The organism is Mammaliicoccus lentus, assembly GCF_947036595.1.
In the GTDB taxonomy this organism is placed as follows: domain Bacteria; phylum Bacillota; class Bacilli; order Staphylococcales; family Staphylococcaceae; genus Mammaliicoccus; species Mammaliicoccus lentus.
In genome coordinates, this window is record NZ_OX344834.1 from 1,895,433 (window position 1) to 1,921,231 (window position 25,799).

Here is a 25,799-nt window from a genome sequence, read left to right on the forward strand (position 1 = left end):
ATTTTCAAAAAACGATGTATTAGTCCATTATATAAAAAAAACGCATTACATTCTACTGTAATACGCTTTTTTTATAAAAATTATTAATTAGATTGAGTAAATATGCAGTTTAGCGCCTTCTCTCAATGTTATCAATTTTGATTTGTTTAGCAGTTAATAGCAAAATTCCTATAGCTATACTTAAACTTAACATGGATGAGCCACCAAAAGTCATAAATGGTAATGGGACACCTGTTAATGGTATAGCACCTGAAATTCCTCCTAAGTTTACAAATGTTTGTACACCAATATAACTAGATATACCAACACAAACTAATTTAAAGAAGAATGAATCAGTTAAACCTGCATATAGAAATCCTTTATATACAATAAACATTAACAAACCAATTATAAATAATACGCCTACTAAACCTAATTCTTCTGCAATAACGGCGAAGATAAAATCGGTGTGCGGTTCCGGTAAATAACCTAATTTCATAACGCCATTACCTAAACCTTTACCAAATAATCCTCCATTACCTATAGCAAGCAATGAATTAGCTAAATGGTAACCAATACCAGTTTCATAATTAAATGGATTTTCCATTACATGGAACCTATCAGCTTGGTGCTGAGATAAAATACCGCCTTTAAAGACAATACTAAATACAATCAATAACACAACACCTGCTAAAATCGGACCTGACCATTTTAAAATAGCTTTTATACCTATTCCTGAATAAGCAAAGACACACAATACTATCATGCATAATAGTAAAGCTTGTCCAGTATCATTTTGTAATAATACAAGACCAATACATGTTCCAATTAAGAATAATGGCATCATCAAAGCTAATTTGAATTGCTTTAATCGATTTCTTCTCTTATCAATAATAAATGATAAGTATAAAATCATAACTACCTTTAAAATTTCAGATGCCTGCAAATTCATAAATCCTAAATTTATCCAACTTGTTGATCCGTTTATTTCTGTTCCGATTAGTAATGTTAATACTAATAAACCAAAAACACTAAAAATCATGATTTGTTGAACACGTTTATTTTTCAGTATATTTATGTGCATAAAATATGACATAAAAAATACAATTCCAAATCCAACAATACAATACATTAATTGCCTAATAAAAAAGTAATTACCTGCAACCGGTACGCCACCAGTTAATGAGCCTTTAGTTGCAGCAACCATACTCGCACTATAAACCATCACTAAACCAATGAAACATAAAATGATATACGCGATTAACAACGTAAAATCTATGTATTTAGAATAATTTTTTATGTAGCGAAAAAATCTTTTAATATAGTCCATCTACTCATTCCAATTCTAAAAAAATAAGTCTAAAGAAAGATTTCTCCTCTCTAGACTTTGTATCATTTAAGCATTTGTGAAAGCATCATGCAATTTAGATAGTTCCTTTTCTAAACTTGCCATAAGTGTCTGACCCTTTTCTCTATCAACAAGTCCAATTTGTACTGCAAAATCAACTTCCTTTTGAAGACCAAACATCTGCGTATCTAAAACTTCTTCATATAACGGGCATGAGGGCATAGTTAAGTTGTCCATTTGCACCTTAATTAACTGAAGAATCTTTTCAGAATCGTTATATAATTGGTCATATGCCTTCTGACAAATTTCTGAATCGTAATGCATGACATACTCCCCCTTAATCTTTTAGGTTCTATACTTATAAAATTTTAGCTTAGAAATCTTAAAATTGCAAGTAAAAACAGAAGGTTCATCAATATAAATGTGTTAAAATTGAATTGTGATATTGATAGGAGTGAAAAAATTGATACAAATTAAAGGAAATTGTAAATTTAATATTACTTTAGACGCAACAACTTGGATATTTGACGATCGCAAAGTAAAAATTGAAGATTTAGAACAAGGTATTTTCAATGGTGAAAAACCAATTGAATTTGAAAACAATGTAGCTTGGAACAGAGCTATTTTAGAAGGTGCTACTATGCCCCCTACTTTAAATAGTGAAACAAATTATAAAAGACAATCATTCTTAAAAGAAACTTTTGTTATTAATGCAATGCCTTTTATAAAAAATTCTGAACCAAATGAAGATGCAACAAAAGTTGTATTAAAAAATGACAAAGATTCTTTAGAAATTTCAATCGACGATTGGCCTTATCTATTTTTCCATTTCTCTAAAGAAGGAAAAATGATATATAGCGATGGTAAAATTGACGCTTTCACATATGATCAAGAAAACGGATACAAAGACAAATTTAGTTATGTCGACGAAATAGAGGTCGTATAATTTTGGTTATGAAAGTTAAATGCGTTATATGCGATGCTATAGTCAATCTTGATTCAAAATCTAAAGAAGCTAAGAGACTTAGAAATCATCCAATTCGTACGTATATGTGCGATGATTGTAAATCAAAACTAGATAAACCGAAATCATAAAATATCATTCAAGGTTTACTGTTTAAAAAATAATTCTCCTAATCCGAGTGATTTTCATTTAATGGATTAGGAGAATTTATTTTGCTGATTTTGAAAGTGCATGCATACCTAGAGATGGCTCGATCCTGTAGTCTTTCGCTCATACTATTACCCAAGGCGTCAGAACTTTACAAAATTATAGAATATATCGCTCTAACGTGTTTGTTTAAAACCACTAGCCCGTTAGAAAATGTAACGAGCTTGTCTCAAATCTCTTGCACGTTACGATCTCTAAACTCTCCTAGATGATATTGAATTAATTTTTATCTATTTTAAAAATTTAATTTCATATAAAAAACCCCTAATTTATTAATAATCCAATTAACGAATTAGGGGGTAATTTTATTGTTGATTTTCTCTACTTCGCTCTTTATGAAGACGGTAGCGATATAGACCTAATACAATTGCTGCTATTATTAAGCTTTCTCCTACTGGTAAGAATACCGCAAGGAACGTCAATAATAAACAACCTAAAAACAGTAAAATATAGATAATTATGTTTTGCCAAAACTTTAATTTTCTAGCGAAGCCTAAATTATATACAATAGCGCTTAATACAAATATTGTTAATAATAAAAGCCACATACCAAGTTCTGGATTTTCATCTACTCTAAATAATTTACCAAAAAATGAAAGCCTTTCTTCTGGATTAACACTTACATTTTTAGCGATAAAGAGCATCTATATCACTCCTCTTCTTGTTCAGCCATTTTCTGTCTCTTTTGAGCGCGTTCTCTTTCAGCTTTGTCTAAAATTTTCTTTCTTAAGCGAATAGATTCAGGTGTAATTTCAACTAATTCATCATCGTTCAAGTATTCTAATGCTTCTTCTAAAGTTAAAATTCTAGGTTTCTTCATTGTTGTTGTTTGTTCTTTTGTAGCAGAACGTATATTGTTAGCTGCTTTAACTTTTGTAATGTTTACAGATAAATCGTTCTCACGGTTATTCTCTCCAACAATCATACCTTCATACACTTCTGTACCAGGTTCCATGAAGTTTACGCCTCTGTCTTCTAAGTTTAAGATAGCGTAAGTACTTGCTGTACCTTTGTCGATAGATACAAGTACACCATTTCTTCTACCACCGATACGGCCTTTAATGTTTGGACGGTATGAATCGAATGTATGGTTTATAATACCGTAACCACGAGTCATAGACATAAATTCAGTTGTATAACCGATTAATCCTCTTGCAGGTACTAAAAAGATTAATTTTGTTTGTCCATTTTCGTTAGATTGCATATCTAACATTTCACCTTTACGTGAACCTAATGATTCAATAACTGAACCTGTATATTCATCAGGCGTATCGATTTGAACACGTTCATATGGTTCACATTTGACGCCATCAACTTCTTTAATAATAACTTGTGGTTTAGAAACTTGTAATTCAAATCCTTCACGGCGCATGTTTTCAATTAATATTGATAAATGTAGTTCACCACGTCCAGCTACTACCCATGCGTCTGGAGAGTCAGTTGGTGTTACACGTAATGAAACATCCGTTTCTAATTGTGTTTCTAATCTTTCTTCAATTTTACGTGCTGTTACATAAGTACCTTCTTTACCAGCAAATGGAGAGTTATTTACAGAGAATGTCATTTCTAATGTTGGCTCATCAATACGCAATACAGGTAATGCTTCTACATTATCTTGTGGTGTAACTGTCTCACCAACGTTGATGTCCTCCATCCCACTTAATGCAATTAAATCACCTGCATAAGCTTCATCAATTTCTACACGATTTAATCCAAAGAAACCGAATATTTTTGATACTCTAAAGTGTTTTATTGTACCATCAAGTTTTACTAGTGATACTTGTTGTCCAACTTTAATTGTACCTCTGAACACACGTCCGACACCAATACGTCCGACATAATCGTTATAATCTAATAATGCTACTTGGAATTGTAACGGCTCATCTCTATTATCAATTGGTGCTGGTACATAATCTAATATTGTTTCATATAGACACTGCATGTTCTCATCTTGATGATCAGCGTCTAAACTTGCAGTACCACTTATTGCTGAAGCGTATACTACAGGGAATTCTAATTGATCGTCATTCGCATCTAACTCTATAAATAAGTCTAATACTTCATCTACCACTTGTTCTGGTCTAGCTGAAGGTTTATCAATTTTATTAACAACGACAACTGGTTTTAAATTTTGTTCTAACGCTTTTTTCAATACAAATCTAGTTTGAGGCATCGTTCCCTCATAAGCGTCAACAACTAATACAACACCATCTACCATTTTCATAATACGTTCAACTTCACCACCGAAGTCTGCGTGGCCTGGTGTATCTAATATATTAATACGGTGATCTTTATATTCAATTCCCGTATTTTTCGCTAAAATTGTAATACCTCTTTCTTTCTCAATATCATTTGAATCCATTGCTCGCTCTGCTATATGTTCATTCTCACGAAATATTCCTGATTGTTTCAATAATTCATCTACTAGTGTTGTTTTCCCGTGGTCTACGTGGGCTATTATTGCAATGTTACGTACATTTTCTCTTAAATTAGTCATGCAAAAAATTTTCCTCTCCAATTTAAATTTATTCGGCTTATATTTATAACTTGATAATTATAACATACATCACTAGAAAAATAACCATTATCGAACACTTTTACTCAAATTTCCATTTATTTTATAAAAATGGATTAATTGCTGATAGTTGATTTTTCTAGAAATGTAACGCATAATATAATAATGAAAACGGTTAAAGGGTGGATATAAATGAAAAAATCTAAAGCAATTTTTGTTTTACTTGCTTTAATTGTAACATTTTTCCTTTTAGTGTTTAGTTTTGCTTTAGCAGAGGGATCTATACTCTTTATGTTGCTAGCGGTTATATTAATTATTGCAACTATGGGTTACGGTTTTACACTTAAAAAGAAATATCGCGAAAATGGATGGCTATAAATTTACCGACACAATCAAGAAAAGATGCGACTTTGTTTCGCATCTTTTTTTTAGCCATTTTTCTTAAATCTTTCCGTATGAATTTCTTCTAGTAATGCTTTATGTGGTAAGAAATATTGAGTCAGTAATTCATCATGTATTTGTTTATTTCCGACCACAATTGAATTAGCTTCTAAAATATTTAAAGATTGTCCTAGCAAGTTTGTTACCACTGCCCCTACCTCTTCTGCAATAATTAATCCACCAGCAAAATCCCAAGGGTGTAACCTCATTGTTAAATAAGCACTTGTAATACCTCTTGCTACATGCACAAAGTCTAAAGCAGCTGATCCATAGGCACGTGTACTTCTAGCTTCATCTATAATTGGCATATAAATTTTAGATAACTTTTCTTTCGTCAGCCATAGAGGGTTTGTTGAAATCAAACTTGATTTCAATTCAGTATTTTCTATCTGCTTAAGTTGCTTGTCGTTTTGCCATGCCCCTTTACCTACTAATGCATGATACATTTTATCATTCATTACGTCATATACAAAACCTGCGTATTTTTTACCATCAATATATATACCTATTGAAATCGCAAAATTTTCTTTTTGATGTACAAAATTTAAAGTGCCATCTATTGGATCCATAATCCACAATACACCTTTTGTATTTTCAATATCTTTACCGTGACCTTCCTCACCTAATATAAAATGTTCAGGGTAAGTGGCTTTTATATTATTAAACAAACGCTCCTCAGTTTCTTTATCCATGTTTGTGACGAGATCGTTTGGGTTTGATTTTGTTTCTATTTCTAATTCTTCATCAATTGTTTCTCTGATGTGTCTTCCAGCTTCTATAATAATTTGATATGCAAATTTATAAATTTCCATCACAATACCCCCTAATTTATTTTTTATATTAGCATTGTTCTTTATATATTCAAATAGAATTATGATAAAATATGTATATAGTATTACCGTTATAAGGAGGACAACTATGACTAAGTATACGTTTAAACAAAAAGATTTTAAAGTTTTTAGTGTTGAAGGCTTAGAAAATAGAATGGCTGCACTAGATGAACAAGTAAGACCGCAATTAAATGCTTTAGGGGAAAGATATAGTAAATACTTAACAGAACAAACAGGTGATGAGTTTTTCTACCACGTGGCTAAGCATGCACGTAGAACTGTTAACCCCCCTAAAGACACATGGGTTGCTTTTGCTACAAACCAACGAGGCTATAAGATGCTGCCTCATTTTCAAATAGGTCTATTTGAATCACAATTATTCATCATGTTTGGTGTAATGCATGAGAATAAAGATAAAGGTTTAATGGCTGAATTCTTAAATAAAAACATAAATTTATTAGAATCATTACCAAAAGATTATTCACTATGCTTTGACCACTATAAAATTGATAAGACACCTATAAATGAACTATCCACTGATGATATAAAACATCATATCAAACGTTTAAAAGAAATTAAAAAAGCAGAATTCTTTGTAGCTAGAACTTTGGATCCACAATCCGAAATACTTAAAACTGATAAAGCATTTACAGAATTTTTAGATGAAACATTTGATGAATTAATAAAGTTTTATAGCTAATCATACTACAACTGTATATATAATAAAATCAGGTTGAGACATTATAATGTCTCAACCTGATTTCTTTTAAACTTAAGAACAACTCATTCTATATGATTATATATCAGTTATTAATAAATATATGGATCATCATCTTTGTTCTTTTTATTTTGTTGTTCATCAAATGTTTGTTGATTTTGATTAGAATTTAAATTATTTTCATTATCATTTACATCATTTTGAAAATTCACATCTTCAAATTGTTGATTAGATTTATTTTTCCTAACGAATAACATAATCGCTGCGATAATTAATAATAAGAAAGAAATAATGTTAAGAGTGAATATAGATAATAGTCCTGCCACGATAGCTAATACTCCTGATAATATTCTTTGTTTCTTAATAAAAATAATAGCTACAATTGTTAAAATTAAGCTAATAGCTAATACGATTAAACCATAATTTGATACGCTTGCAAATGTATCTAATGCTTGCTCAGCTGAAATATTTTGTGCTGTACCTCCAGCTTGTTCAACTTGCTCATTATAAGTATTTTCAAATTCTGATTTAAATTGGTTTACAAAATCCGGAGAATTTACAAGGGATTTAAAAACAAAACCAAATATTATACCTATTAATGATACTGCTGCGCTAATAATCATTAAAGTATACTCTACTGTTCTTTTCATTATTTGCCTCCTAGAATTTGTCAAATATTATTATCTCAATGATATTTATAATATTCAACCCTTATTATCATTTTTATTTAGTTCTTCCGCTTCTTGTACTGCTTTTGTTTGTTTTCTTTGTTGTTCCATTCTTTTTTCATAATTTTTTCTACGTTCAATAGTGGCATTAGGTTTAACTTTTTTAGGTTTTTTCTCTTTCTTACTTACCCCTGATGTAACTTGATAATCATCGGGTTGCGTAGTTTGATAGCTATACGGATCATCTGATCTTTGACCGATTTCTCCATTTTCATCAACTGCATCAACGTCTTTTTCTTCACTTTCTGTTGCATCAGTCTCTGTTGTCTCTGTTTTTTCTTCTTCAGCAACTGGCTCTTTAAAACGTTTATTTTTTTGATGTTTTCTAGTACGAGACAATATTTCATCATTACCAGAATCTTGTGCTTCATTCTCATTAATTTCCGGTTCTGTTTCTACCTGTTTTTCTTGTCTTCTTGGTTGTACAGGTTCTTGTGGTGGTATAGATTTTCTTTCTTCTGGTTGTTTTATCGGTTCATTGTACATCGGTTCAGGTCTTCTCATACCTTCTACTGGTAAGATTTTATCTTTTCTAATAAATAATAGAATACTCGTAATAAAGAAGAATAACGGAACTAATACAATAAATAATGGCAGTGTTACAACTGAAAGTAATAAGAATACTAGTGCAGAGAATATTCTCCATCTCATAAGTACTAGACCTATAAATGAAAATATTAAAACGATAATCAAATAAATAATGAATAACCATATTCCATTTTGGATATTCAATGCTATCTGGCTAGATGTCAGTATTTGTCCATTAGATGTTATATTAATGTTTAATTGTTCTATCAAAGTTTCAAGTCTATTTATATTTGTAGGATTATTTAAAACGACTAAAGCTGCAAATAATGATAAAGCCGTTACGCCTAATGTAATAATCCATGCAAACCAACCGAAAAATTTCTCAGCGCCTCTTCCTACAGGCTGTCTCACATGTTCTACATATGAATTCATTATATTTTCCTCCTCTACAATGAATTGGTTTTAATTATATCAAAAAAAGGCCATTGTTTCTCACAAAGACCTTTTTAAATATTAATTTAATGACATTTTGAATTTTAAAAATGCTTCGTTGTATTTTGCTATGTTTTCTTTACCTAAATCTTTATAAACTTCTAATTTATTCCTTACTTTAGAGTCAGGATAAAATCTTTCATCTTCTCTAATATTTTTATCTAATAATTCATAAGATGCTTTATTTGGAGTAGCATAACCAACCCACTCAGCATTTTGTTTACCTACTTCTTCTTCAAGCAAGAAGTTAATAAACTTATGAGCACCTTCAACATTTTGAGCTGTTTTAGGAATAACTAAGTTATCAAACCATAAATTGGAACCTTCTTCAGGTACAACAAAATCTAATTGTTCATTTTTATTCATTATATCAGCAGCCATTCCGCTCCATACTACAGCAACATCTGTTTCATTTTGGCCCATCATGGTGTTGATTTCATCGCCAACAACACCTCTAACATTTGGTGCTAATTGAACCAATTTATCTTGTGCTTTTTGTAATTTTTTCTCATCGGTTTCATTTAGGCTTTCATTCATACTATTAAGCGCAAATCCAATACCTTCTCTTGCGCCATCAACAATTAAAACATCATCTTTAAGTCGTTTGTTCCACAATGTATCCCAACTCGTGAAATCTAAACCTTTTGTTTTTTCTGGATTATACAGTATACCTACAGTTCCCCAAAAATAAGGGATAGAATATTTATTGTCTGGGTCAAATGGTAAATCCATAAAATTTTTATCTAAATTTTTCATATTGGGAATTTTCTCATGATCAATTTGATATAATAAATGTTCTTTTTTCATTTTTTGAACAGTATATTCACTTGGTACAGCAACATCGTATGCAGTACCGCCGTTTTTGATTTTAGCCATCATCGCTTCATTCGAATCAAAAGTTTCATAAACAACTTTAATCCCTGTTTCTTGTTCAAATTTCTTAGTTAGTTCTGGATCTATATACTCACCCCAATTATATACATAGAGTACATCTTTTTTGCCATTTGAAGGAGGAGGATCGATTAATTTTGTTGAAAGGATTAATAGTGCACCAACAAATAATGAGATGCCTAATAATTGCATTAATTGTTTCATCTCATAATTCCTCCTTTTTTACTTATCCTTTGTTGTTGACTTCTTTTTATGAAGTAATAACCTACTATGATAAACATAACTAATAAGAACAACAATGTTGAAATCGCATTAATTTCCATTGTAATACCTTTTCTCGCCATAGAATAAACTTCGACTGATAATACACTAAAGCCGCTTCCAGTTACAAAGAAACTCACTGTAAAGTCATCTAATGAATATGTTAATGCCATAAAGAATCCACCTATGGCCCCTGGTAATATATGAGGAATAATTACTTTTATAAGTGTTTGCCAAGATGTTGCACCTAAGTCTTTGGCAGCGTTAATCATGGATGGATTCATATCATATAGTTTAGGTAGAACAAGTAATACAACAATTGGTACACAAAATGCGATATGCGATATTAACACCGACCAAAAGCCTAACCCCATACCAGTAAAATGACCAATAACTGTAAATAATAATAAGAAAGAAGAACCAATAACAACGTCTGAACTTACCATAAGGATATTATTTAATGTTAATAACCCCACTTTAAGTTTCTTGTTTCTCATATAATAAATACCGATAGCACCGCAAATTCCAATCAATGTAGAAATACTAGCTGCAAGTAATGCTACAGCTATCGTGTTAACTATAATTACAAGTAACCGTTTATTTTGAAATACTGAAGTATAGTGATCAAATGTAAAACCTTTAAAATGTGTCATATTCCCTGCACTATTAAAAGAATAAAAAATTAAAAAGAAAATAGGTAAGTATAGAAAAATCATAATAATTGTGAAATAGATTTTCCCTGATAATTTCATTTCTATACCTCCTTATTCTCTGATTTAGATTTCGTAATAATTAAAATAAAAGCCATCGCCAATATTAAAAACACTGCAATTGTAGAACCCATCCCATAGTTTTGAGTAACTAAAAATTGTTCTTGAATTGCTGTACCAAGGTTAACTACTTTATTACCTGCAATTAATCTTGTAATCATAAATAATGAAAGTGCAGGAATAAATGTGATTTGTATACCTGTTTTAACACCTTCATAAGTTAAAGGCATAATAACCTTTCTAAAAGTTGTAATGTGATTAGCACCTAAATCTCTTGAAGCTTGAATTAGATTTTCTGGTATTTCTTCCATAGCATTAAATATAGGTAATAGCATAAATGGAATATAAATGTATACCGATACAATAATAAACGCTGTGCTCGTAAATAATAAATCAGTAGAAGGTACATGAAATATATTCAACATTTTATTTAATAATCCATCATGGCTAAAAATACCTATAAAAGCATATGTTTTTAATAATAGATTAATCCATGTTGGTAAAATGATAAGCAATAATAATATTTCTTTATGTCTAGCACTTTTTAAAGCTAACGCTAACGGATAGCTCACTAACAAACAAAAGAATGTAATCAAAATAGCATACCATACTGAACTTAAAGTCATTTTTAAATAGCTACTTGTAAAGAAATTCGTATAATTCTCTAATGAAAAATGGCCATGAATATCGAGTAAAGAAGCATAAAATATCATGGCAATTGGAACGATGATAAATAAAATAATCCAAATCATATAAGGTACGAGTAAAAATGATTTTATTTTATGCATGAACATCATCCTCGTAGCTTTCTATCCGACGATCAAATTCTTCTTCTGTTTCACCAGGTAGCATTATATGAATAGATTCAGAATCAAAATCTAATCCTACTGTTTCACCGATTACTGCCTTTTTAGTCGTTTGTATAATCCATTCGTTACCTTGTTCATCATAGCAACAAATTTCATAATGCACGCCTCTAAATAGCTGTGAGTCTACTACTGCAGATACTCTACCTTCACTTGGAGATTTGATGCTTATGTCTTCTGGGCGTATTACGACATCTACTTTAGCATCTGGCTCAAATCCAGCATCTACACATTCATAGGTAATACCATACATTTCTACTTCATAATCTCGTTTCATGATGCCACTTACGATATTAGATTCACCGATGAAATCTGCTACGAATTTATTTACCGGTTCATCGTATATATCAACTGGTGTGCCACTTTGTTCAATCTTTCCATCTTTCATTACAAAAATATAATCGCTCATTGCTAAAGCTTCTTCTTGATCATGCGTTACAAATATAAATGTAATACCTAGCCTTTGCTGTAATTCACGCAATTCATATTGCATTTCGGTACGCAGTTTTAAATCTAATGCAGATAAAGGTTCATCTAACAATATAATTTCAGGTTCATTTGCTATAGCGCGAGCAATTGCTACACGTTGTTTTTGTCCGCCACTCATTTCTGATATTTTTCTTTGTTCATATCCTTCTAGTTTCACTAATTTCAATGCTTCTATCACTTTATGTTGTATATCTTTTTTGTTTAATTTTTTTATTTTTAATCCAAAAGCTACATTTTCAAAAACATTTAAATGAGGAAACAATGCGTAATCTTGAAATACTGTATTTACTTTTCTATTATTTGCAGGAATTTGATTAATGATTTTATCATTAAAATATATGTTTCCACTTGTCGGTGTTTCAAATCCAGCAATAAGTTTTAAAATAGTTGTTTTGCCACAACCTGAAGGGCCTAATAGCGTGTAAAACCTACCTTCTTCTATTTCAAAACTAACATCGTTTAATACATGGGTATTATTAAAATTTTTATAGATGTTTTCAAACTTGATAATTGATTTTGACATTGTTTCCCCTCCTATAAATAAGATTCTGTAGCCACAATTAGTACTTCAGCATCTTTCTCAGTTTCATTGAAAAATTGATGAACTTCATGAGCTTTAAAGTAAAAACATTCACCTTTTTTAGCTTTATATTTTCTTTTCCCAATTTTCAAAGTAATGGTACCCTTTTTAACATAAGCAAAAGTTTCTGACGAAGATGGTGAGAATGATTTATATCGACACCCACCTTTAAGCGTTATAATGACTGGTTCCATTTCAAATTCATTGGAATCTGGGACTAACCAATTAATTTTGTATCCTTCATCATATTCGTCATATAAAGTTTGCTCTTTTGCGGGATAATGTATACGAGCTTGATATAGCTTTTCATTGAAAAACTCGCTTGGTTCAACACCTAATACATCTAATATATTTAAAAAAGTTTCCATAGATGGCGATGATAAATTTCTTTCTAATTGTGAGATATATCCCTTTGATAAATCTGTTCTTTCACCTAATTCTTCTTGAGTTAAGTTCTTTTGATATCTTAAATTTTTAAGTTTTTCTCCTATATTCATAAATCCCCCAAAAAAGAGTTGTATGTTTACTTTTACTAAACAATAAGTTTAGTACCTTTAATAAAATAACAGAAATTATTTTATACTTCAACACTTTTTTGGGGGATGAGAAAATTTATTTAATTGTGATACTTGTTTCAGTAGTACTATCTTTTAAAGCTTTTACTGCTTTGTATCCATCATAGCCACTCGCTTGTTTGAATTCTTTATACATGTTGTTTTCATCTGCTTTACCAGGAACAACTTTCTTAAAGTTTTTGTATGCTTGTTCAAATGATTCTCTATTAGCACTTGATTCGTAAGCATCTTCGATATGATTAAAAAATTCAACGACTTGCAATATTTCTTCTTGTGACCAATCAACATCAATTGGATAACTATATTCCATATTATTAATCTCCTTATAAAAAAAGAATCACTGCGTTAACAGTGATTCTTTAGTATTGTCAAATATTATAAAGTATGGACAGGCGTACCTAGTGCTACTTCCGCAGCTTCCATAGAAATTTCACCTAATGTTGGGTGAGCATGAATAGTTAATGAAATGTCTTCTGCAGTCATTCCACTTTCTATTGCTAATCCAAGTTCAGCAATAACATCTGAAGCATTAGCACCTGCTACTTGAGCACCTACTAATAATCCATTTTCTTTTAATGTTACTAACTTAACAAATCCATTTGTTTCGTTTAGTGCTAAAGCACGGCCATTTGCAGCAAATGGGAATTTAGAAGCTTTAACTTCTAAACCTTCTTCTTTAGCACTAGCTTCTGTATGACCTACAGTAGCTAGTTCTGGCTCAGTGAAACATACTGCTGGAATACCTAAGTAATCAACAGCTGATTTTTCACCAGAAATAGCTTCAGCAGCTACTTTAGCTTCATAACTTGCTTTATGAGCAAGTGGAGGACCAGCTACGATGTCACCAATTGCAAAGATATTTTCAACTGATGTACGAGTTTGATCGTCTACTTCAACTAGTCCGCGATCACTCATTTTCAAGCCTAATTCTTCTAGACCTAATTCGTCAGTATTTGGACGACGTCCTACAGTTACTAATACATAATCAGCTTCGATTTCTTTTGTTTCTCCACCAGCTTCATACGTAACTTTCACGCCATTATCAGTCTCTTCAGCAGATTTAGCCATTGCTTCAGTTACGATATCAACGCCTTTAGCTTTAAGACCTTTTTTAACGATTTGAGTCATTTGTTTTTCGAATCCGCCTAAGATGTCTTTTGCACCTTCAAGAATTGTAACTTCAGAACCGAAGTTAGCGAAAGCTGTACCAAGTTCAGAACCGATATATCCGCCACCAACTACAACTAATTTTTTAGGAACATCTTTAAGCGCTAATGCACCACTTGAATCGATAACACGTTCACCAAATTTGAAATTAGGAATTTCAATTGGACGAGAACCTGTTGCGATAATTGCATTTTTGAAAGTATAAGTTTGAGAAGCTTTTTCAGTCATAACTTTTAAGTTATTTTCATCTACGAAGTATGCTTCACCTTTTACAACTTCAACTTTGTTACCTTTTAATAATCCAGCAACTCCGCCAGTTAATTTATTAACTACGCCGTTTTTGAATTCTTGAACTTTGTCAAAGTTTAATGCTACTTTTTCTGCAATTACACCCATATCTTCTGAATGTTGTGCATTATGGAAACGGTGAGACGCTGATAATAAAGCTTTAGATGGAATACAACCAACGTTTAAACAAACGCCACCTAATTCGCCTTTTTCAACGATTGTTACTTTTTGTCCAAGTTGCGCTGCACGAATTGCTGCAACGTAACCACCAGGACCTGCTCCAATTACAATAGTATCTGTTTCAATAGGAAAATCTCCAACTACCATTTTTACCCCTCCATTAATAATAATTCTGGATTATTTAATAATCTCTTAATATGGTTCATTGCGTTTTGACCAGTAGCACCATCAATTTGTCTGTGGTCAAAGCTTAATGATAATGATAACACAGGTGCTGCAACAATTTCTCCATCTTTAACGATAGGTTTTTGAGCTATACGGCCAATACCTAAAATCGCTACTTCAGGGTGATTGATTACAGGAGTGAACCATTGTCCACCAGCTGAACCGATATTACTGATTGTACAAGTTGCGCCTTTCATTTCATTAGCTTGTAATTTACCATCACGTGCTTTTACAGCTAATTCGTTAATTTCATCTGAAATTTGGAACATTGATTTATGATCAGCATTTTTAACTACTGGTACTAATAAACCGCGATCAGTATCTGCAGCTATACCTATATTATAGTAATGTTTATGAACAATTTCACCATTTTCTTCATCAAATTCAGTATTTAATGCTGGGTATTTCTTAAGCGCTGATACTAATGCTTTAACAACATATGGTAAGAATGTTAATTTAGTACCTTGTTCCGCAGCAACTTCTTTGAATTTTTTACGGTGATCCCATAGTTCTTGTACATCAATTTCATCCATTAATGTTACATGAGGAGCTGTTTGTTTAGAGTTAACCATTGCTTTTGCAATTGCTTTACGCATAGCAGGTATTTTCTCACGAGTTTCTGGGTAAGCACCTTCTGGTACTTGTGCAGTTTGTGTTGCAGTATCTTCAGTTGAAGCTGATTGAGCTTCTTCTGTTGTACCTTGTTCTGAAGTGCTTCCGCCATTTAAGTATGCTTCAACATCTTCTTTTAAGATACGTCCATTTTTACCTGAACCTGAAACTGCTTTAATATTTACATCGTTGTCACGTGCAAATTTACGAACAGAAGGCATTGCGATTACGCGTTTAGAATCGTCAACTTCTTCAGATTTTTCACTTTCTTGAGCAGATTCTTCTTTAGTTTCTTCTGCTTTTTCTTCTTGTTTAGGTTCTTCGTCGTCATCATGACCTTTGAACTGAATACCTTCAGCGTCAGGAGCATCAATTTTAACAATTGTGTCACCAACAACAGAAACAGTTCCTTCTTCGACCATAACTTCTTCTACTTTACCTGAAACAGGTGATGGAATTTCTACGACTGATTTATCATTTTGAACTTCACATAATACATCGTCTTCTTGAATTTCGTCGCCTGCTTTAACAAACCATTTTACAATTTCACCTTCGTGGATACCTTCACCGATATCTGGTAATTTAAATTCAAATGACAAGATTTTTTCCTCCTAAATATAAATCTGTATTTTTAGTACAAATTAAAATTCTAATGTTTCTTTAGCTTGTGCTACGATATCTTTTTTGTTTGGTAACCAAACACCCTCAGCTTGTGTGAATGGGTAAATAGTATCAGGAGCTGCTACACGTGCAATTGGAGCCTCTAATGATAGAACTGCTCTTTCAGAAATCTCAGCAACTACAGTAGCACCAACGCCAGCTTGTTTTTGAGCTTCTTGAACGATGATTACACGGTTAGTTTTTTCAACTGATTTTACGATTGTTTCAACATCGATAGGTTGAACAGTGATTAAGTCGATTACTTCTACTGAATAACCGTCTTTTTCTAAATCTTCTGCTGCTTTAAGAGATTCTTGAACCATTGCACCGTAAGTAACAATAGTTAAGTCTGTACCTTCACGTTTTACTTTCGCTTTACCGATTTCTACTTCGTACTCTTCTTCAGGTACTTCTTCACGGAATGAACGATATAATTTCATGTGTTCTAAGTAAACGACAGGGTCGTCACTACGAATAGCTGAAATTAATAATCCTTTAGCATCATATGGGTTTGAAGGAATGATTACTTTCAAACCTGGTGATTGTGCCATTAAACCTTCTAAGTTATCTGCGTGTAATTCTGGAGTGTGAACACCTCCACCGAATGGCGCACGGATAGTTACAGGTGCAGCTTTTGAATCACCTGAACGGAAACGGTGACGTGCAATTTGTCCAGCGATTGAGTCCATAACCTCAAATACGAAACCAAAGAATTGGATTTCCATGACAGGACGGTAACCTTCAAGCGTTAAACCTAAAGCTAAACCACCAATACCTGATTCTGCTAGTGGTGTATCAAATACACGATCTTCGCCGAATTCTTTTTGTAAACCTTCTGTAGCACGGAATACACCGCCGTTTACACCAACGTCTTCACCGAATAATAAAACATCTTCGTCTCTTTTTAATTCGTTTTGAAGCGCATTGTTAATCGCTTGAATCATTGTCATTTGTGCCATGACTTACTTCGACTCCTTCTCTTTGTAAATTTCATATTGTTCAGCCAAGTTTTGAGGCATTTCATCGTACATAATTTCCATTAAATCAGTAACTTTTTGTTTAGGCGTATTATCTGCCTCTTTAATAGCTGTTTTAATTTCTTCTTTTGCTTTTTCCATTACTTCGTTTTCTTTTTCTTCAGACCATAAGTTTTTAGCTTCAAGATATTTTCTGAAACGTACTAATGGATCTTTCTTTTCCCAATCTGAATCTTCATCAGATGTTCTGTAACGTGTTGGATCGTCACCAGCCATTGTATGTGGACCATAACGATAAGTTAATGTTTCGATTAATGTTGGACCTTCACCGTTAACAGCACGTTCACGCGCTTCTTTAGTGATTGCATAAACTGCTAAAGCATCCATTCCGTCTACTAATACGCCTGGAATACCAACTGACACTGATTTTTGAGCTAATGTCTTAGCTGCTGTTTGTTTATCACGTGGAGTTGAAATCGCGTAGTTGTTATTTTGAATTACAAAGATAGCAGGTGCTTTATAAGCAGATGCGAAGTTAATACCTTCATAGAAGTCACCTTGTGATGAACCACCGTCACCAGTATATGTGATTGCTACATTTTTCTTCCCGCGTTTTTTAAGACCTAATGCAACACCAGCTGTTTGAATAAACTGAGCACCGATGATGATTTGTGGACTTAATGCGTTCACACCTTCTGGGAATTGGTTACCAATAAAGTGTCCACGTGAGAATAAGAACGCTTTAGTTAATGGTAAACCATGCCAGATTAATTGAGGTACATCACGGTAACCTGGAAGTACATAGTCTTCTTTCTCTAATGCATAATGTGAAGCTAATTGAGAAGCTTCTTGTCCTGCTGTTGGTGCATAGAAACCTAAACGACCTTGTCTATTTAAAGAAATAGAACGTTGGTCAAGGACACGAGTCCATACCATTCTTTCCATTAATTCAACTAGTTCTTCGTCAGATAAGTCCGGTAATAAGTCATTATTTACGACATTTCCTTCTTCATCTAAAACTTGAACCATTTCAAACTTAGACTCTATTTCATTTAAAGTCGCTACTGCATCGAATTGGGCTTTTTTTCTCGGAGCCATTCAATTCACCATACCTTTCCCTATATTAAATAATCATTTCTTAATTAGTTTAACACAAAACTGTTTTACTGTTAAATAAAAAATACTTACATAATAAAAAGCCTTTGATTCAAGGCTTTTATACGTCTGTATTACAACATCATAACAACTGTACTAATACATATCAATTATTTAAAATCTGTGCTACATCTTGTTTTTCTTGTTGAACTTTTTTTAATTGATTTTGATAATCTGTAACAACTTTTTCTGTTTTTTTATTTTCTTCAGTTAATTTTTCCGAACGTTCATCTGCACCTTGTTGTGTTGCTTTATCTTTCGATAAATAACCGAATAATTCTTTTTCTGCTTTTAGAACACCTTTATATCCTTTTATTACTTCTTCATGTGTTTTATATTTTTTATCTAAGATATTTTTTAAATCTTTAGCTTCTTTTATCTGTTCATCGTCTTCTATCGCTTTATAGTCTTTTTCGGATGTTTCAAATATCTCTTTTGAATCTTTCATTGCTTTATCTTCTTTATCGATTATCGCTTCACGATCATCAACGCTTTTTGTAATTTCTTCAGCAATAGACTTAAATTCATCACCTTTAGCTTTATTTAATTTTTCAATTTTAGCTACTTTTTCTTTTTCTGCTTTTGTCATTTCTTCATTTAAATCTACGATGACCTTCTCTTTTTTATTTGCTTTTTCTATTTTTTTATAAAATGATTCTAATGAATCTGTTGATTGACCACAAGCTGTTAATAACATAGTGGCTGTTAAAGTTAATGCGCCGATTTTCTTGCCAATCATATGTATTTCCTCCTTACTAATCTATGTTTATGTTACTCTGTTTTTTTTATTTATACAATTAATATTAGATGTAAATACGATGAATTTTTGATATATTTTATATGAGGAAGGTGCATGAAAATGATAACTATGGAAAATATTATACGTGACGGCCACGAAACACTTAGAAAAAAAGCCGATGAAGTAGCAATACCTGTATCTAAAGAGGATCAAGAAACTTTAAACGAAATGTTAGAATTCCTTAAAAATTCTCAAGATGAAGAACTAGCAAAAAAATATGGACTTCGCTCTGGAGTTGGTCTTGCAGCTCCTCAAATAAATGTTTCTAAAAAAATGTTAGCCGTTTATATCCAAGATGATGGAAAAGGAAATAAACTTGAACTTCAACTCATTAACCCTAAAATTGTGAGCCATAGTGTTCAAAAAGCATATTTAAACGGCGGTGAAGGTTGTTTAAGTGTTGACGAATCTATACCAGGATTAGTGCACAGAAACTTTAAAGTGACGATAGAAGCTTTTGATATTGAAGGCAATCCATTCAAAAAAAGGTTTAAAGGATATCCAGCAATTGTCCTACAACATGAAATTGACCATTTGAATGGCATAATGTTCTATGACTATATTAATGAAGAAGATCCATTTAAAGTGGTAGACGATGCTGTAGAAATTAATTAACAATACAAAAAGAGAGTCTGGGACAATTATTTATGCCCCAGACTCTTTTTCATAGTTTTAAATTATAGTTACATAAATTCATCTCTACGTTCTATAAATTTAATATTTTCTTCTCTTAATGATTTTTGAATTAATTCTAATTCATCTAGATTCAACCACTCTGGATCTTTATTATGTCGAATGTAGTGTGGATCTTGTTTTACATTATTTACTGTTTCATCATAATTATAAATCATAACAACTTCATTTTGGCGAATATTAAATTCAATACCTTTAAAATGTTTATCTGATCTATTTTTTTCAGCTTTTACAGTTTTTATAATACGTTCAACTTTATCCATAACATTCACTTCCTATTCATCTATCAATCCTAATTTCACACATGCATCGTATATGCCATTCTCGTCTACACTTTTAGTTTCATAATCACAAACTTCTTTTAAAGCGTCTACACCATTTCCCATAGCTACTCCACAACCAACTTCAGTTAACATTTCAACATCGTTCGGTCCATCGCCAAACGCTACGACTTCATTTAATGAAAATCCTAACTCTTTACTCAACTCTTTAATGCCTTCTGCTTTAGAACGATTGTTAGGTACAACGTCTCTGCTTAAAGTATGCCATCTATAAAACTTTAAAGATTCAAATTGGTTATCATATTTATAATCTTCATCAGCAGTATGGAATATAAGCGCTTGATATACTGGATGATCTAAATAATATGTATTGTGATATTGTGGATAATCCATTTTCAAAGTGCCTAAGCTTTCGGAAATATGAAGATTGTTTTCTTCACTTGCGTATACGTTTGTGTCTCCAAAGAAAACTAAAGGATGATTATTTTTGTGTGCTTTTTCAACGATTTGTGTTAATTCTTCCTTATTCAATGGATATTTACCTATTACTTCTCCATCATGAACAACAATTTGTCCATTTAATGAAACAAACGTTTGAATATCAGTTTCTTCAATTACGTGCTTAAACATGTAAGGTGCGCGTCCAGTAGCAATTCCAACTATGTGACCTTTTTCTTTTAATTTTTTTATTGCGGTTATTGTTGATTGAGGTATTTCTTTATTTTCATCATAAATTGTACCATCTATATCTAGAAATATTAATTTCTTTTCCAACTATCATCGCCTCCTCCGTTCTATTCTAGTCCATTCTGAGTATATATGAAAGATTTAGTTAAATAACTTTATTTATATCTAATTATCATGTAAAATGAACTTATTAAAAAGGTATTTATATATTTAATTTAAATACCTCTCAAAATGAACGGGACTCAAATTTCAAAAATTGACTAACCCTAGCCTTAAACTAGGGCTTTATTTATGTTAATCAACTAGGAGGATTATATATATGGCAATATTTAAAGTATTTTATCAAGAAGACAAAAGTGAAGTTATTGTACGTGAAAGTACACAAACTAAGTATTTCGAAGGACAAACAGAAGAACAAGTGAGACGTTATTTATCAGATCGTAATTATAATATCGAATTTGTCCAAAAATTAGAGGGCGCTCATTTAGATTATGAACAAAAATCAGAACATTTTAATGTGGAGAAAATCTAAATGAAACCCATCCAAAAAAATGAAGTAGGTGTATATGCACTGGGAGGACTCGGTGAAATAGGTAAAAACACGTACGCCCTCGAATATCAAGATGAAATAATCGTAATAGATGCTGGTATTAAGTTCCCAGATGACGATTTGCTTGGTATCGATTACGTGATACCTGATTATACTTACTTAATACAAAACAAACATAAAGTAAAAGCTTTATTCATTACACATGGACACGAAGACCATATTGGTGGCGTCCCTTATCTACTTAAACAATTTAATGTTCCCATATACAGTGGTCCATTAGCTTTAGGTTTAATTAGAAATAAATTAGAAGAACATCATTTACTAAAAACTGCACAACTCAATGAAATAACTGAAGACTCTGTGTTTGAATTTAAACACTTTAAAATCTCATTTTATTTAACAACACATAGTATACCTGAAGCATACGGCATTATAGCTGATACACCTCAAGGTAAAATTGTTCATACTGGTGACTTCAAATTTGATTTCACACCTGTTGGACAACCAGCAAATATTGCTAAAATGGCTCAATTAGGTGAAGAAGGCGTACTTTGTTTACTTTCAGATTCTACTAACTCTGAAGTTCCTAACTTTACACTAAGTGAAAAAGAAGTTGGACAAAATGTAGATGAGATTTTCCGTAAATGTACAGGAAGAATTATTTTTGCGACTTTCGCATCAAATATATATCGTGTACAACAAGCTGTTGAAGCTGCCGTTAAATACAATCGTAAAATTGTAGTATTCGGTCGTTCAATGGAGAACAACATTAAAATTGGAACTGATTTAGGGTATATTAAAGTACCACCTGAAACATTTATTGAACCTAATAAAATCAATACTGTGCCTAAGCATGAAATATTAATTTTATGTACAGGTTCTCAAGGTGAACCAATGGCTGCTTTATCTAGAATAGCTAATGGCACACATAGACAAATCAGTATTATACCAGATGATACAGTAGTATTTAGTTCTTCCCCTATTCCAGGTAATACAAAGAGTGTTAACAGAACAATAAACGCGCTTTATAAAGCTGGAGCAGATGTTATCCATGGTAAGTTGTCGAATATTCATACATCTGGACACGGTTCTCAAGATGAACAAAAATTAATGCTTCGTTTAATTAAGCCGAAATATTTCATGCCGATTCATGGTGAATATAGAATGCTTAAGAAACACAGTGAAACAGGTGTTAACTGTGGCGTTGATCCTGATAATATATTTGTATATGAAATCGGTGATGTATTAGCACTTACGAAAGATTCTGCACGATACGCAGGACGCATACCTTCTGGAAGTGTGTTCGTAGATGGAAGCGGAATTGGAGATATAGGCAACGTTGTTATAAAAGACCGTAAAGTATTATCAGAAGAAGGTTTAGTAATTGTAGTTGTAAGCATTGACTTTAAAACAAAGCAATTGCTTTCCGGTCCTGATATTATATCTCGTGGTTTTGTATACATGAGAGAATCTGGTCATTTAATTTATGATGCACAACGATTAATTAAAAAGTCAGTAATTGAGAAATTAAATAATAATGATAAAGTTGAATGGCATCATGTTAAAGCAACAATAACAGAAGCGTTACAACCGTATTTATACGAAAAAACTGCTCGTAAACCAATGATTTTACCAATCATTATGAAAATCAAATAATAGAGAATAGGATATAATCCCATTTCTCAAGTCAAACACCGCAATCCGTTGATTTCTCTTTCGGATTGCGGTGTTTGTTTATTTCGTTTTAAAAAGTATATAGTCTCCTATTTTTGTTATAACTAACAAAGATTTGAGTACATAAAATTAAATCATAGAAAATATCGTACTAACGTGCTTGTTTAGATTCACTAGGTCGTTAGAAATTGTAACGAGCTTGTCTCAAATTTCTTGCTCGTTAGAGCGGCATACCTTATGTATTTAGGATAAAATTATATTAAAACACTGAATAATATCGCGCTAACGCGCTTGTTTATATTCACTAGCTCGTTAGAAAATGTAACGAGCTTGTCTCAAATTTCTTGCACGTTAGAGCGGCATACCGAATATGTCCATATAATTGTGTAATAAAAAAAGAGCCAAATATAGCTCACTTTAGTACAATGTAATCGACTAAGAAAATATTGTAGAGGTGACCTATATATGACTCAGTTAAATATTAACGTAGACTTTGAAGAATTGGCAAGTGCTATTTTAGAAAGTAATTTAAATACTGCTATGAAAAGTATAGCTGTAACTGTATTAAATGCTTATATGGAAATGGAAAGAGATCAGTTTGTGAACGCTGATTTCAAACAAAAGCATCCTGAAAGGATTGCACAACGAAATGGCTACTATGAACGTGATTTTATGATTCCAGTCGGAACACTTCATTTAAAAGTACCTAGAACGCGTGATGGCGAATTTACAACTGAAGTTTTTGATCAATATTCTCGCTCTGATCAATCACTGATTTTAGCGATGATAGAAGCTTATATTAATGGCGTTTCAACTAGAAACATCACGAAAATTGTAGAGGCTCTGGCAGGTAAATCTGTTTCGAAATCTACGATTTCAGAAGTTATGAAAAATATTGACCCCGATATTCAAAAGTGGTCGAGTAGACCTATTACTAGTCATCAGTACAGATATGTATTTGTTGATGCCATGCATATTAAAGTTAGAGAGAATAATAAAATAGTTTCTAAAGGCGTTTATATAGCTATGGGAGTAAATGAACTTAAAAGACGTGAAATTATTGGTTTTAAAATTTCTAATCAAGAATCTGAACAGGCTTGGTCTGAGTTCTTTGAAGATTTAAGAATGCGTGGCCTCACAACTCCTGAGCTCATTATTTCTGATGCACATTCTGGTCTTATTAAGTCTATTAAATCACAATTTATAGATTCAACTTGGCAACGTTGTACATTTCATCTTCTTAAAAACATCATTGAAAGATTTCCAAAAAAGAATTCACAAGAGGCAAGAACATTACTTAAATCTATTTTTCAAGCTCCTACATATCAACATGCGCTTGAAAGTAAAAATGAATTTGTAACTAAGTATGAAAATAATCCTAAGTATTCAGAAGCTTTAAATATATTAGATCAGGGCTTCGAAGATGCCACACAGTTTTATAGATTTCCAGCACAACACCATAAGAATATACGAACTACTAACTCTATTGAAAATATAAATATGCAGCTTAGAAAAAGAGAGAAAGTCATTAAGACTTTCCCTAACCTAGACTCAGCTTTTAGATTAATTGGTGCATTACTCATGGATATTCAAGAAAATCTAGATAATGCTAAAAGACCTTTTATTCCTTAAACTTACTACTTATTTTTGAAAAATAAGTAGAGATTAACAAAATGAATCTGCTAAAAATCAAACAGATTTATTTTGTTAATACATTCTAAAAAACCAAAGGTTGATTACTTCTAAAGATATTACACATAAATATGGACTTGACTATGTATCATATGTGTTTAGGGTAAAATTAAAAAATAAGAGTCTGGGACATAAATAATTGTCCCAGACTCTCTTTTTGTATTGGCAGTAGATGACTGGTATGAAAATGCGCTTATAACAAGCTTTTTTCATACCTAGTCATCCTTGCCGGGGTGGGACTACGAAAGCTTTTTAATAAAATGAGATTTCTGTCCCACTCCCTTATTTTGTATTATTCATTTACTAATTTCTTTTCAAAACGATTTAAATCATTGTCGTGTCCGATAACAATTAAAATATCATTAAATTCAATACTTTCATTTGGATCTGGTGCTACAATAATGTCTTTACCTCTTTTTACAGCTATTATATTAATGCCGTAATTAGCTCGGACATCCAATTCCAGTATAGAATTACCTGCAAGCTTTTCTCCTGCTTTTATTTCAACAATTGAATATTCATCCGATAACTCTAAATAATCTAATACAGATGCGCTTGCAACGTTATGTGCAATTCTTCTACCCATATCTCTTTCTGGATGTACTACGGTATCTGCACCAATTTTATTCAAAATTTTCGCATGATAATCATTTTGAGCTTTAGCTGTTACTTTCTTTACGCCCAACTCTTTAAGAATTAACGTTGTTAAAGTACTTGCCTGTATATTCTCACCTATCGCTACAATGACATGATCAAAGTTACGTATACCTAAACTTTTCATAACCGCTTCGTCAGTTGTATCTGCTATAACAGCATGTGTGGCAATATCACTAAATTCATTCACTCTAGCTTCATCTGAGTCAATGGCCATTACATCCATATCTAGCGCGTTTAATTCTCTAACAATACTACCACCAAAACGCCCTAAGCCAATTACTACATATTCTTTACTCATGATACGCCTCCATACTTATCCT

29 protein-coding genes are annotated in these 25,799 nt (G+C 32.0%); 8 read left to right on the plus strand and 21 right to left on the minus strand.

Annotated features, from left to right (window positions below; translation table 11 throughout):
* Positions 1 to 109: 109 nt before the first annotated feature.
* Both ACNMOQ_RS09420 and ACNMOQ_RS09425 read right to left on the minus strand, forming a co-directional pair.
* Positions 110 to 1,309 (minus strand): FtsW/RodA/SpoVE family cell cycle protein, encoded by a 1,200-nt coding sequence (locus tag ACNMOQ_RS09420; RefSeq protein WP_416349763.1) that lies wholly within the window; start codon positions 1,307 to 1,309, stop codon positions 110 to 112.
* 66 nt (positions 1,310 to 1,375) lie between these two features.
* Entirely contained in the window at positions 1,376 to 1,651 is a 276-nt protein-coding gene (locus tag ACNMOQ_RS09425; protein ID WP_017001262.1) for an Fpa/YlaN family protein, read from the minus strand.
* A 139-nt stretch (positions 1,652 to 1,790) separates the two neighbouring features.
* Between ACNMOQ_RS09425 and ACNMOQ_RS09430 the strand changes: the two genes are divergently transcribed.
* Both ACNMOQ_RS09430 and ACNMOQ_RS09435 read left to right on the plus strand, forming a co-directional pair.
* Complete coding sequence (locus ACNMOQ_RS09430; RefSeq protein WP_064204102.1) at positions 1,791 to 2,273, plus strand: hypothetical protein; 483 nt, start codon at positions 1,791 to 1,793, stop codon at positions 2,271 to 2,273.
* A gap of 8 nt (positions 2,274 to 2,281) precedes the next feature.
* A complete protein-coding gene (locus tag ACNMOQ_RS09435) occupies positions 2,282 to 2,422 on the plus strand; it encodes a DUF2197 domain-containing protein (RefSeq protein WP_082892480.1) in 141 nt (46 codons plus the stop codon).
* 381 nt (positions 2,423 to 2,803) lie between these two features.
* On the opposite strand, the gene ACNMOQ_RS09440 is transcribed toward ACNMOQ_RS09435, so the two are convergent.
* Both ACNMOQ_RS09440 and typA read right to left on the minus strand, forming a co-directional pair.
* Positions 2,804 to 3,142 carry a YlaH-like family protein gene (locus ACNMOQ_RS09440; RefSeq protein ID WP_064204103.1) on the minus strand — a complete coding sequence of 113 codons (339 nt, stop codon included), beginning with the start codon at positions 3,140 to 3,142 and terminating at the stop codon, positions 2,804 to 2,806.
* 5 nt (positions 3,143 to 3,147) lie between these two features.
* A complete protein-coding gene (gene typA, locus ACNMOQ_RS09445) occupies positions 3,148 to 4,995 on the minus strand; it encodes a translational GTPase TypA (protein ID WP_064204104.1) in 1,848 nt (615 codons plus the stop codon).
* 210 nt (positions 4,996 to 5,205) lie between these two features.
* Between typA and ACNMOQ_RS09450 the strand changes: the two genes are divergently transcribed.
* Complete coding sequence (locus ACNMOQ_RS09450) at positions 5,206 to 5,391, plus strand: DUF5325 family protein (protein WP_064204105.1); 186 nt, start codon at positions 5,206 to 5,208, stop codon at positions 5,389 to 5,391.
* Positions 5,392 to 5,441: 50 nt separating this feature from the next.
* Here the strand turns inward: ACNMOQ_RS09450 and ACNMOQ_RS09455 are convergent, their stop codons facing one another.
* The gene (locus ACNMOQ_RS09455; RefSeq protein ID WP_147641258.1) at positions 5,442 to 6,266 is read right to left on the minus strand and encodes an inositol monophosphatase family protein; all 825 of its coding nucleotides are present in this window, start codon (positions 6,264 to 6,266) and stop codon (positions 5,442 to 5,444) included.
* Between the two features lie 106 nt (positions 6,267 to 6,372).
* Here ACNMOQ_RS09455 and ACNMOQ_RS09460 point away from each other — a divergent pair, with 106 nt between their 5' ends.
* On the plus strand, positions 6,373 to 6,984 hold the full coding sequence (locus ACNMOQ_RS09460; RefSeq protein WP_070045691.1) for a YktB family protein: 612 nt from the start codon (positions 6,373 to 6,375) through the stop codon (positions 6,982 to 6,984).
* Between the two features lie 110 nt (positions 6,985 to 7,094).
* Here the strand turns inward: ACNMOQ_RS09460 and ACNMOQ_RS09465 are convergent, their stop codons facing one another.
* From ACNMOQ_RS09465 to ACNMOQ_RS09525, 13 genes are all read right to left on the minus strand, one after another.
* The gene (locus ACNMOQ_RS09465) at positions 7,095 to 7,652 is read right to left on the minus strand and encodes a DUF4064 domain-containing protein (protein WP_416349764.1); all 558 of its coding nucleotides are present in this window, start codon (positions 7,650 to 7,652) and stop codon (positions 7,095 to 7,097) included.
* A 54-nt stretch (positions 7,653 to 7,706) separates the two neighbouring features.
* Positions 7,707 to 8,690: a DUF4064 domain-containing protein gene (locus ACNMOQ_RS09470; protein ID WP_064204109.1), complete on the minus strand. Its 984-nt coding sequence runs from the start codon at positions 8,688 to 8,690 to the stop codon at positions 7,707 to 7,709.
* 81 nt (positions 8,691 to 8,771) lie between these two features.
* Positions 8,772 to 9,845, minus strand: a complete 1,074-nt coding sequence (locus tag ACNMOQ_RS09475) for an ABC transporter substrate-binding protein (protein ID WP_416349765.1) — start codon at positions 9,843 to 9,845, stop codon at positions 8,772 to 8,774.
* Entirely contained in the window at positions 9,842 to 10,654 is an 813-nt protein-coding gene (locus ACNMOQ_RS09480) for an ABC transporter permease (RefSeq protein ID WP_064204111.1), read from the minus strand. Before ACNMOQ_RS09480 ends, ACNMOQ_RS09475 begins: the two co-directional genes overlap by 4 nt.
* Before the next feature lie 2 nt (positions 10,655 to 10,656).
* Entirely contained in the window at positions 10,657 to 11,460 is an 804-nt protein-coding gene (locus tag ACNMOQ_RS09485) for an ABC transporter permease (RefSeq protein ID WP_064204112.1), read from the minus strand.
* A complete protein-coding gene (locus ACNMOQ_RS09490; RefSeq protein WP_064204113.1) occupies positions 11,453 to 12,550 on the minus strand; it encodes an ABC transporter ATP-binding protein in 1,098 nt (365 codons plus the stop codon). The genes ACNMOQ_RS09485 and ACNMOQ_RS09490 overlap by 8 nt, the downstream gene beginning before the upstream one ends.
* Before the next feature lie 11 nt (positions 12,551 to 12,561).
* On the minus strand, positions 12,562 to 13,104 hold the full coding sequence (locus ACNMOQ_RS09495; RefSeq protein ID WP_064204114.1) for a helix-turn-helix domain-containing protein: 543 nt from the start codon (positions 13,102 to 13,104) through the stop codon (positions 12,562 to 12,564).
* 115 nt (positions 13,105 to 13,219) lie between these two features.
* Positions 13,220 to 13,492 carry a UPF0223 family protein gene (locus ACNMOQ_RS09500; RefSeq protein WP_064211628.1) on the minus strand — a complete coding sequence of 91 codons (273 nt, stop codon included), beginning with the start codon at positions 13,490 to 13,492 and terminating at the stop codon, positions 13,220 to 13,222.
* Between the two features lie 65 nt (positions 13,493 to 13,557).
* On the minus strand, positions 13,558 to 14,964 hold the full coding sequence (gene lpdA, locus ACNMOQ_RS09505) for a dihydrolipoyl dehydrogenase (RefSeq protein ID WP_064204116.1): 1,407 nt from the start codon (positions 14,962 to 14,964) through the stop codon (positions 13,558 to 13,560).
* Positions 14,965 to 14,966: 2 nt separating this feature from the next.
* Positions 14,967 to 16,253 carry a dihydrolipoamide acetyltransferase family protein gene (locus ACNMOQ_RS09510; protein ID WP_064211627.1) on the minus strand — a complete coding sequence of 429 codons (1,287 nt, stop codon included), beginning with the start codon at positions 16,251 to 16,253 and terminating at the stop codon, positions 14,967 to 14,969.
* Between the two features lie 42 nt (positions 16,254 to 16,295).
* The gene (locus ACNMOQ_RS09515; RefSeq protein WP_064211626.1) at positions 16,296 to 17,273 is read right to left on the minus strand and encodes an alpha-ketoacid dehydrogenase subunit beta; all 978 of its coding nucleotides are present in this window, start codon (positions 17,271 to 17,273) and stop codon (positions 16,296 to 16,298) included.
* 3 nt (positions 17,274 to 17,276) lie between these two features.
* Positions 17,277 to 18,389 (minus strand): pyruvate dehydrogenase (acetyl-transferring) E1 component subunit alpha, encoded by a 1,113-nt coding sequence (pdhA, locus tag ACNMOQ_RS09520; RefSeq protein WP_064204119.1) that lies wholly within the window; start codon positions 18,387 to 18,389, stop codon positions 17,277 to 17,279.
* Between the two features lie 163 nt (positions 18,390 to 18,552).
* Complete coding sequence (locus tag ACNMOQ_RS09525) at positions 18,553 to 19,185, minus strand: YkyA family protein (protein ID WP_064204120.1); 633 nt, start codon at positions 19,183 to 19,185, stop codon at positions 18,553 to 18,555.
* Positions 19,186 to 19,305: 120 nt separating this feature from the next.
* Between ACNMOQ_RS09525 and def the strand changes: the two genes are divergently transcribed.
* Positions 19,306 to 19,860, plus strand: a complete 555-nt coding sequence (gene def, locus ACNMOQ_RS09530; RefSeq protein ID WP_064204134.1) for a peptide deformylase — start codon at positions 19,306 to 19,308, stop codon at positions 19,858 to 19,860.
* Between the two features lie 68 nt (positions 19,861 to 19,928).
* On the opposite strand, the gene ACNMOQ_RS09535 is transcribed toward def, so the two are convergent.
* Together ACNMOQ_RS09535 and ACNMOQ_RS09540 are read right to left on the minus strand one after the other, a co-directional pair.
* Positions 19,929 to 20,201 (minus strand): hypothetical protein, encoded by a 273-nt coding sequence (locus tag ACNMOQ_RS09535; RefSeq protein ID WP_064204121.1) that lies wholly within the window; start codon positions 20,199 to 20,201, stop codon positions 19,929 to 19,931.
* A gap of 12 nt (positions 20,202 to 20,213) precedes the next feature.
* Positions 20,214 to 20,993, minus strand: coding sequence for a Cof-type HAD-IIB family hydrolase (locus ACNMOQ_RS09540; protein WP_416349766.1), 780 nt, complete (start codon positions 20,991 to 20,993; stop codon positions 20,214 to 20,216).
* Between the two features lie 232 nt (positions 20,994 to 21,225).
* Here ACNMOQ_RS09540 and ACNMOQ_RS09545 point away from each other — a divergent pair, with 232 nt between their 5' ends.
* The 3 genes from ACNMOQ_RS09545 (at position 21,226) to ACNMOQ_RS09555 (ending at position 24,762) form a co-directional block, all read left to right on the plus strand.
* Positions 21,226 to 21,438, plus strand: coding sequence for a DNA-dependent RNA polymerase subunit epsilon (locus ACNMOQ_RS09545; protein ID WP_064204123.1), 213 nt, complete (start codon positions 21,226 to 21,228; stop codon positions 21,436 to 21,438).
* Positions 21,439 to 23,112 (plus strand): ribonuclease J1, encoded by a 1,674-nt coding sequence (gene rnjA / locus ACNMOQ_RS09550; RefSeq protein WP_064204124.1) that lies wholly within the window; start codon positions 21,439 to 21,441, stop codon positions 23,110 to 23,112.
* Positions 23,113 to 23,595: 483 nt separating this feature from the next.
* Positions 23,596 to 24,762, plus strand: a complete 1,167-nt coding sequence (locus tag ACNMOQ_RS09555) for an IS256 family transposase (RefSeq protein WP_064205432.1) — start codon at positions 23,596 to 23,598, stop codon at positions 24,760 to 24,762.
* A 352-nt stretch (positions 24,763 to 25,114) separates the two neighbouring features.
* Here ACNMOQ_RS09555 and ACNMOQ_RS09560 read toward each other — a convergent pair whose 3' ends face one another.
* Entirely contained in the window at positions 25,115 to 25,777 is a 663-nt protein-coding gene (locus ACNMOQ_RS09560) for a potassium channel family protein (protein WP_016999685.1), read from the minus strand.
* Positions 25,778 to 25,799: the final 22 nt, after the last annotated feature.

What these genes read in the sequence shown, in the direction of transcription:
- ACNMOQ_RS09490 (WP_064204113.1), bottom strand. Translation starts at nt 12,550, where the DNA reads ATGTCAAAATCAATTATCAAGTTTGAAAACATCTATAAAAATTTTAAT.
- rnjA (WP_064204124.1), top strand. Translation starts at nt 21,439, where the DNA reads ATGAAACCCATCCAAAAAAATGAAGTAGGTGTATATGCACTGGGAGGA.
- ACNMOQ_RS09470 (WP_064204109.1), bottom strand. Translation starts at nt 8,690, where the DNA reads ATGAATTCATATGTAGAACATGTGAGACAGCCTGTAGGAAGAGGCGCT.
- ACNMOQ_RS09515 (WP_064211626.1), bottom strand. Translation starts at nt 17,273, where the DNA reads ATGGCACAAATGACAATGATTCAAGCGATTAACAATGCGCTTCAAAAC.
- ACNMOQ_RS09425 (WP_017001262.1), bottom strand. Translation starts at nt 1,651, where the DNA reads ATGCATTACGATTCAGAAATTTGTCAGAAGGCATATGACCAATTATAT.
- def (WP_064204134.1), top strand. Translation starts at nt 19,306, where the DNA reads ATGATAACTATGGAAAATATTATACGTGACGGCCACGAAACACTTAGA.
- ACNMOQ_RS09420 (WP_416349763.1), bottom strand. Translation starts at nt 1,309, where the DNA reads ATGGACTATATTAAAAGATTTTTTCGCTACATAAAAAATTATTCTAAA.
- ACNMOQ_RS09450 (WP_064204105.1), top strand. Translation starts at nt 5,206, where the DNA reads ATGAAAAAATCTAAAGCAATTTTTGTTTTACTTGCTTTAATTGTAACA.
- ACNMOQ_RS09460 (WP_070045691.1), top strand. Translation starts at nt 6,373, where the DNA reads ATGACTAAGTATACGTTTAAACAAAAAGATTTTAAAGTTTTTAGTGTT.
- typA (WP_064204104.1), bottom strand. Translation starts at nt 4,995, where the DNA reads ATGACTAATTTAAGAGAAAATGTACGTAACATTGCAATAATAGCCCAC.
- ACNMOQ_RS09500 (WP_064211628.1), bottom strand. Translation starts at nt 13,492, where the DNA reads ATGGAATATAGTTATCCAATTGATGTTGATTGGTCACAAGAAGAAATA.
- ACNMOQ_RS09440 (WP_064204103.1), bottom strand. Translation starts at nt 3,142, where the DNA reads ATGCTCTTTATCGCTAAAAATGTAAGTGTTAATCCAGAAGAAAGGCTT.
- ACNMOQ_RS09560 (WP_016999685.1), bottom strand. Translation starts at nt 25,777, where the DNA reads ATGAGTAAAGAATATGTAGTAATTGGCTTAGGGCGTTTTGGTGGTAGT.
- ACNMOQ_RS09495 (WP_064204114.1), bottom strand. Translation starts at nt 13,104, where the DNA reads ATGAATATAGGAGAAAAACTTAAAAATTTAAGATATCAAAAGAACTTA.
- ACNMOQ_RS09545 (WP_064204123.1), top strand. Translation starts at nt 21,226, where the DNA reads ATGGCAATATTTAAAGTATTTTATCAAGAAGACAAAAGTGAAGTTATT.
- ACNMOQ_RS09455 (WP_147641258.1), bottom strand. Translation starts at nt 6,266, where the DNA reads ATGGAAATTTATAAATTTGCATATCAAATTATTATAGAAGCTGGAAGA.
- ACNMOQ_RS09480 (WP_064204111.1), bottom strand. Translation starts at nt 10,654, where the DNA reads ATGAAATTATCAGGGAAAATCTATTTCACAATTATTATGATTTTTCTA.
- ACNMOQ_RS09435 (WP_082892480.1), top strand. Translation starts at nt 2,282, where the DNA reads ATGAAAGTTAAATGCGTTATATGCGATGCTATAGTCAATCTTGATTCA.
- pdhA (WP_064204119.1), bottom strand. Translation starts at nt 18,389, where the DNA reads ATGGCTCCGAGAAAAAAAGCCCAATTCGATGCAGTAGCGACTTTAAAT.
- ACNMOQ_RS09465 (WP_416349764.1), bottom strand. Translation starts at nt 7,652, where the DNA reads ATGAAAAGAACAGTAGAGTATACTTTAATGATTATTAGCGCAGCAGTA.
- ACNMOQ_RS09535 (WP_064204121.1), bottom strand. Translation starts at nt 20,201, where the DNA reads ATGGATAAAGTTGAACGTATTATAAAAACTGTAAAAGCTGAAAAAAAT.
- ACNMOQ_RS09525 (WP_064204120.1), bottom strand. Translation starts at nt 19,185, where the DNA reads ATGATTGGCAAGAAAATCGGCGCATTAACTTTAACAGCCACTATGTTA.
- lpdA (WP_064204116.1), bottom strand. Translation starts at nt 14,964, where the DNA reads ATGGTAGTTGGAGATTTTCCTATTGAAACAGATACTATTGTAATTGGA.
- ACNMOQ_RS09555 (WP_064205432.1), top strand. Translation starts at nt 23,596, where the DNA reads ATGACTCAGTTAAATATTAACGTAGACTTTGAAGAATTGGCAAGTGCT.
- ACNMOQ_RS09485 (WP_064204112.1), bottom strand. Translation starts at nt 11,460, where the DNA reads ATGCATAAAATAAAATCATTTTTACTCGTACCTTATATGATTTGGATT.
- ACNMOQ_RS09475 (WP_416349765.1), bottom strand. Translation starts at nt 9,845, where the DNA reads ATGAAACAATTAATGCAATTATTAGGCATCTCATTATTTGTTGGTGCA.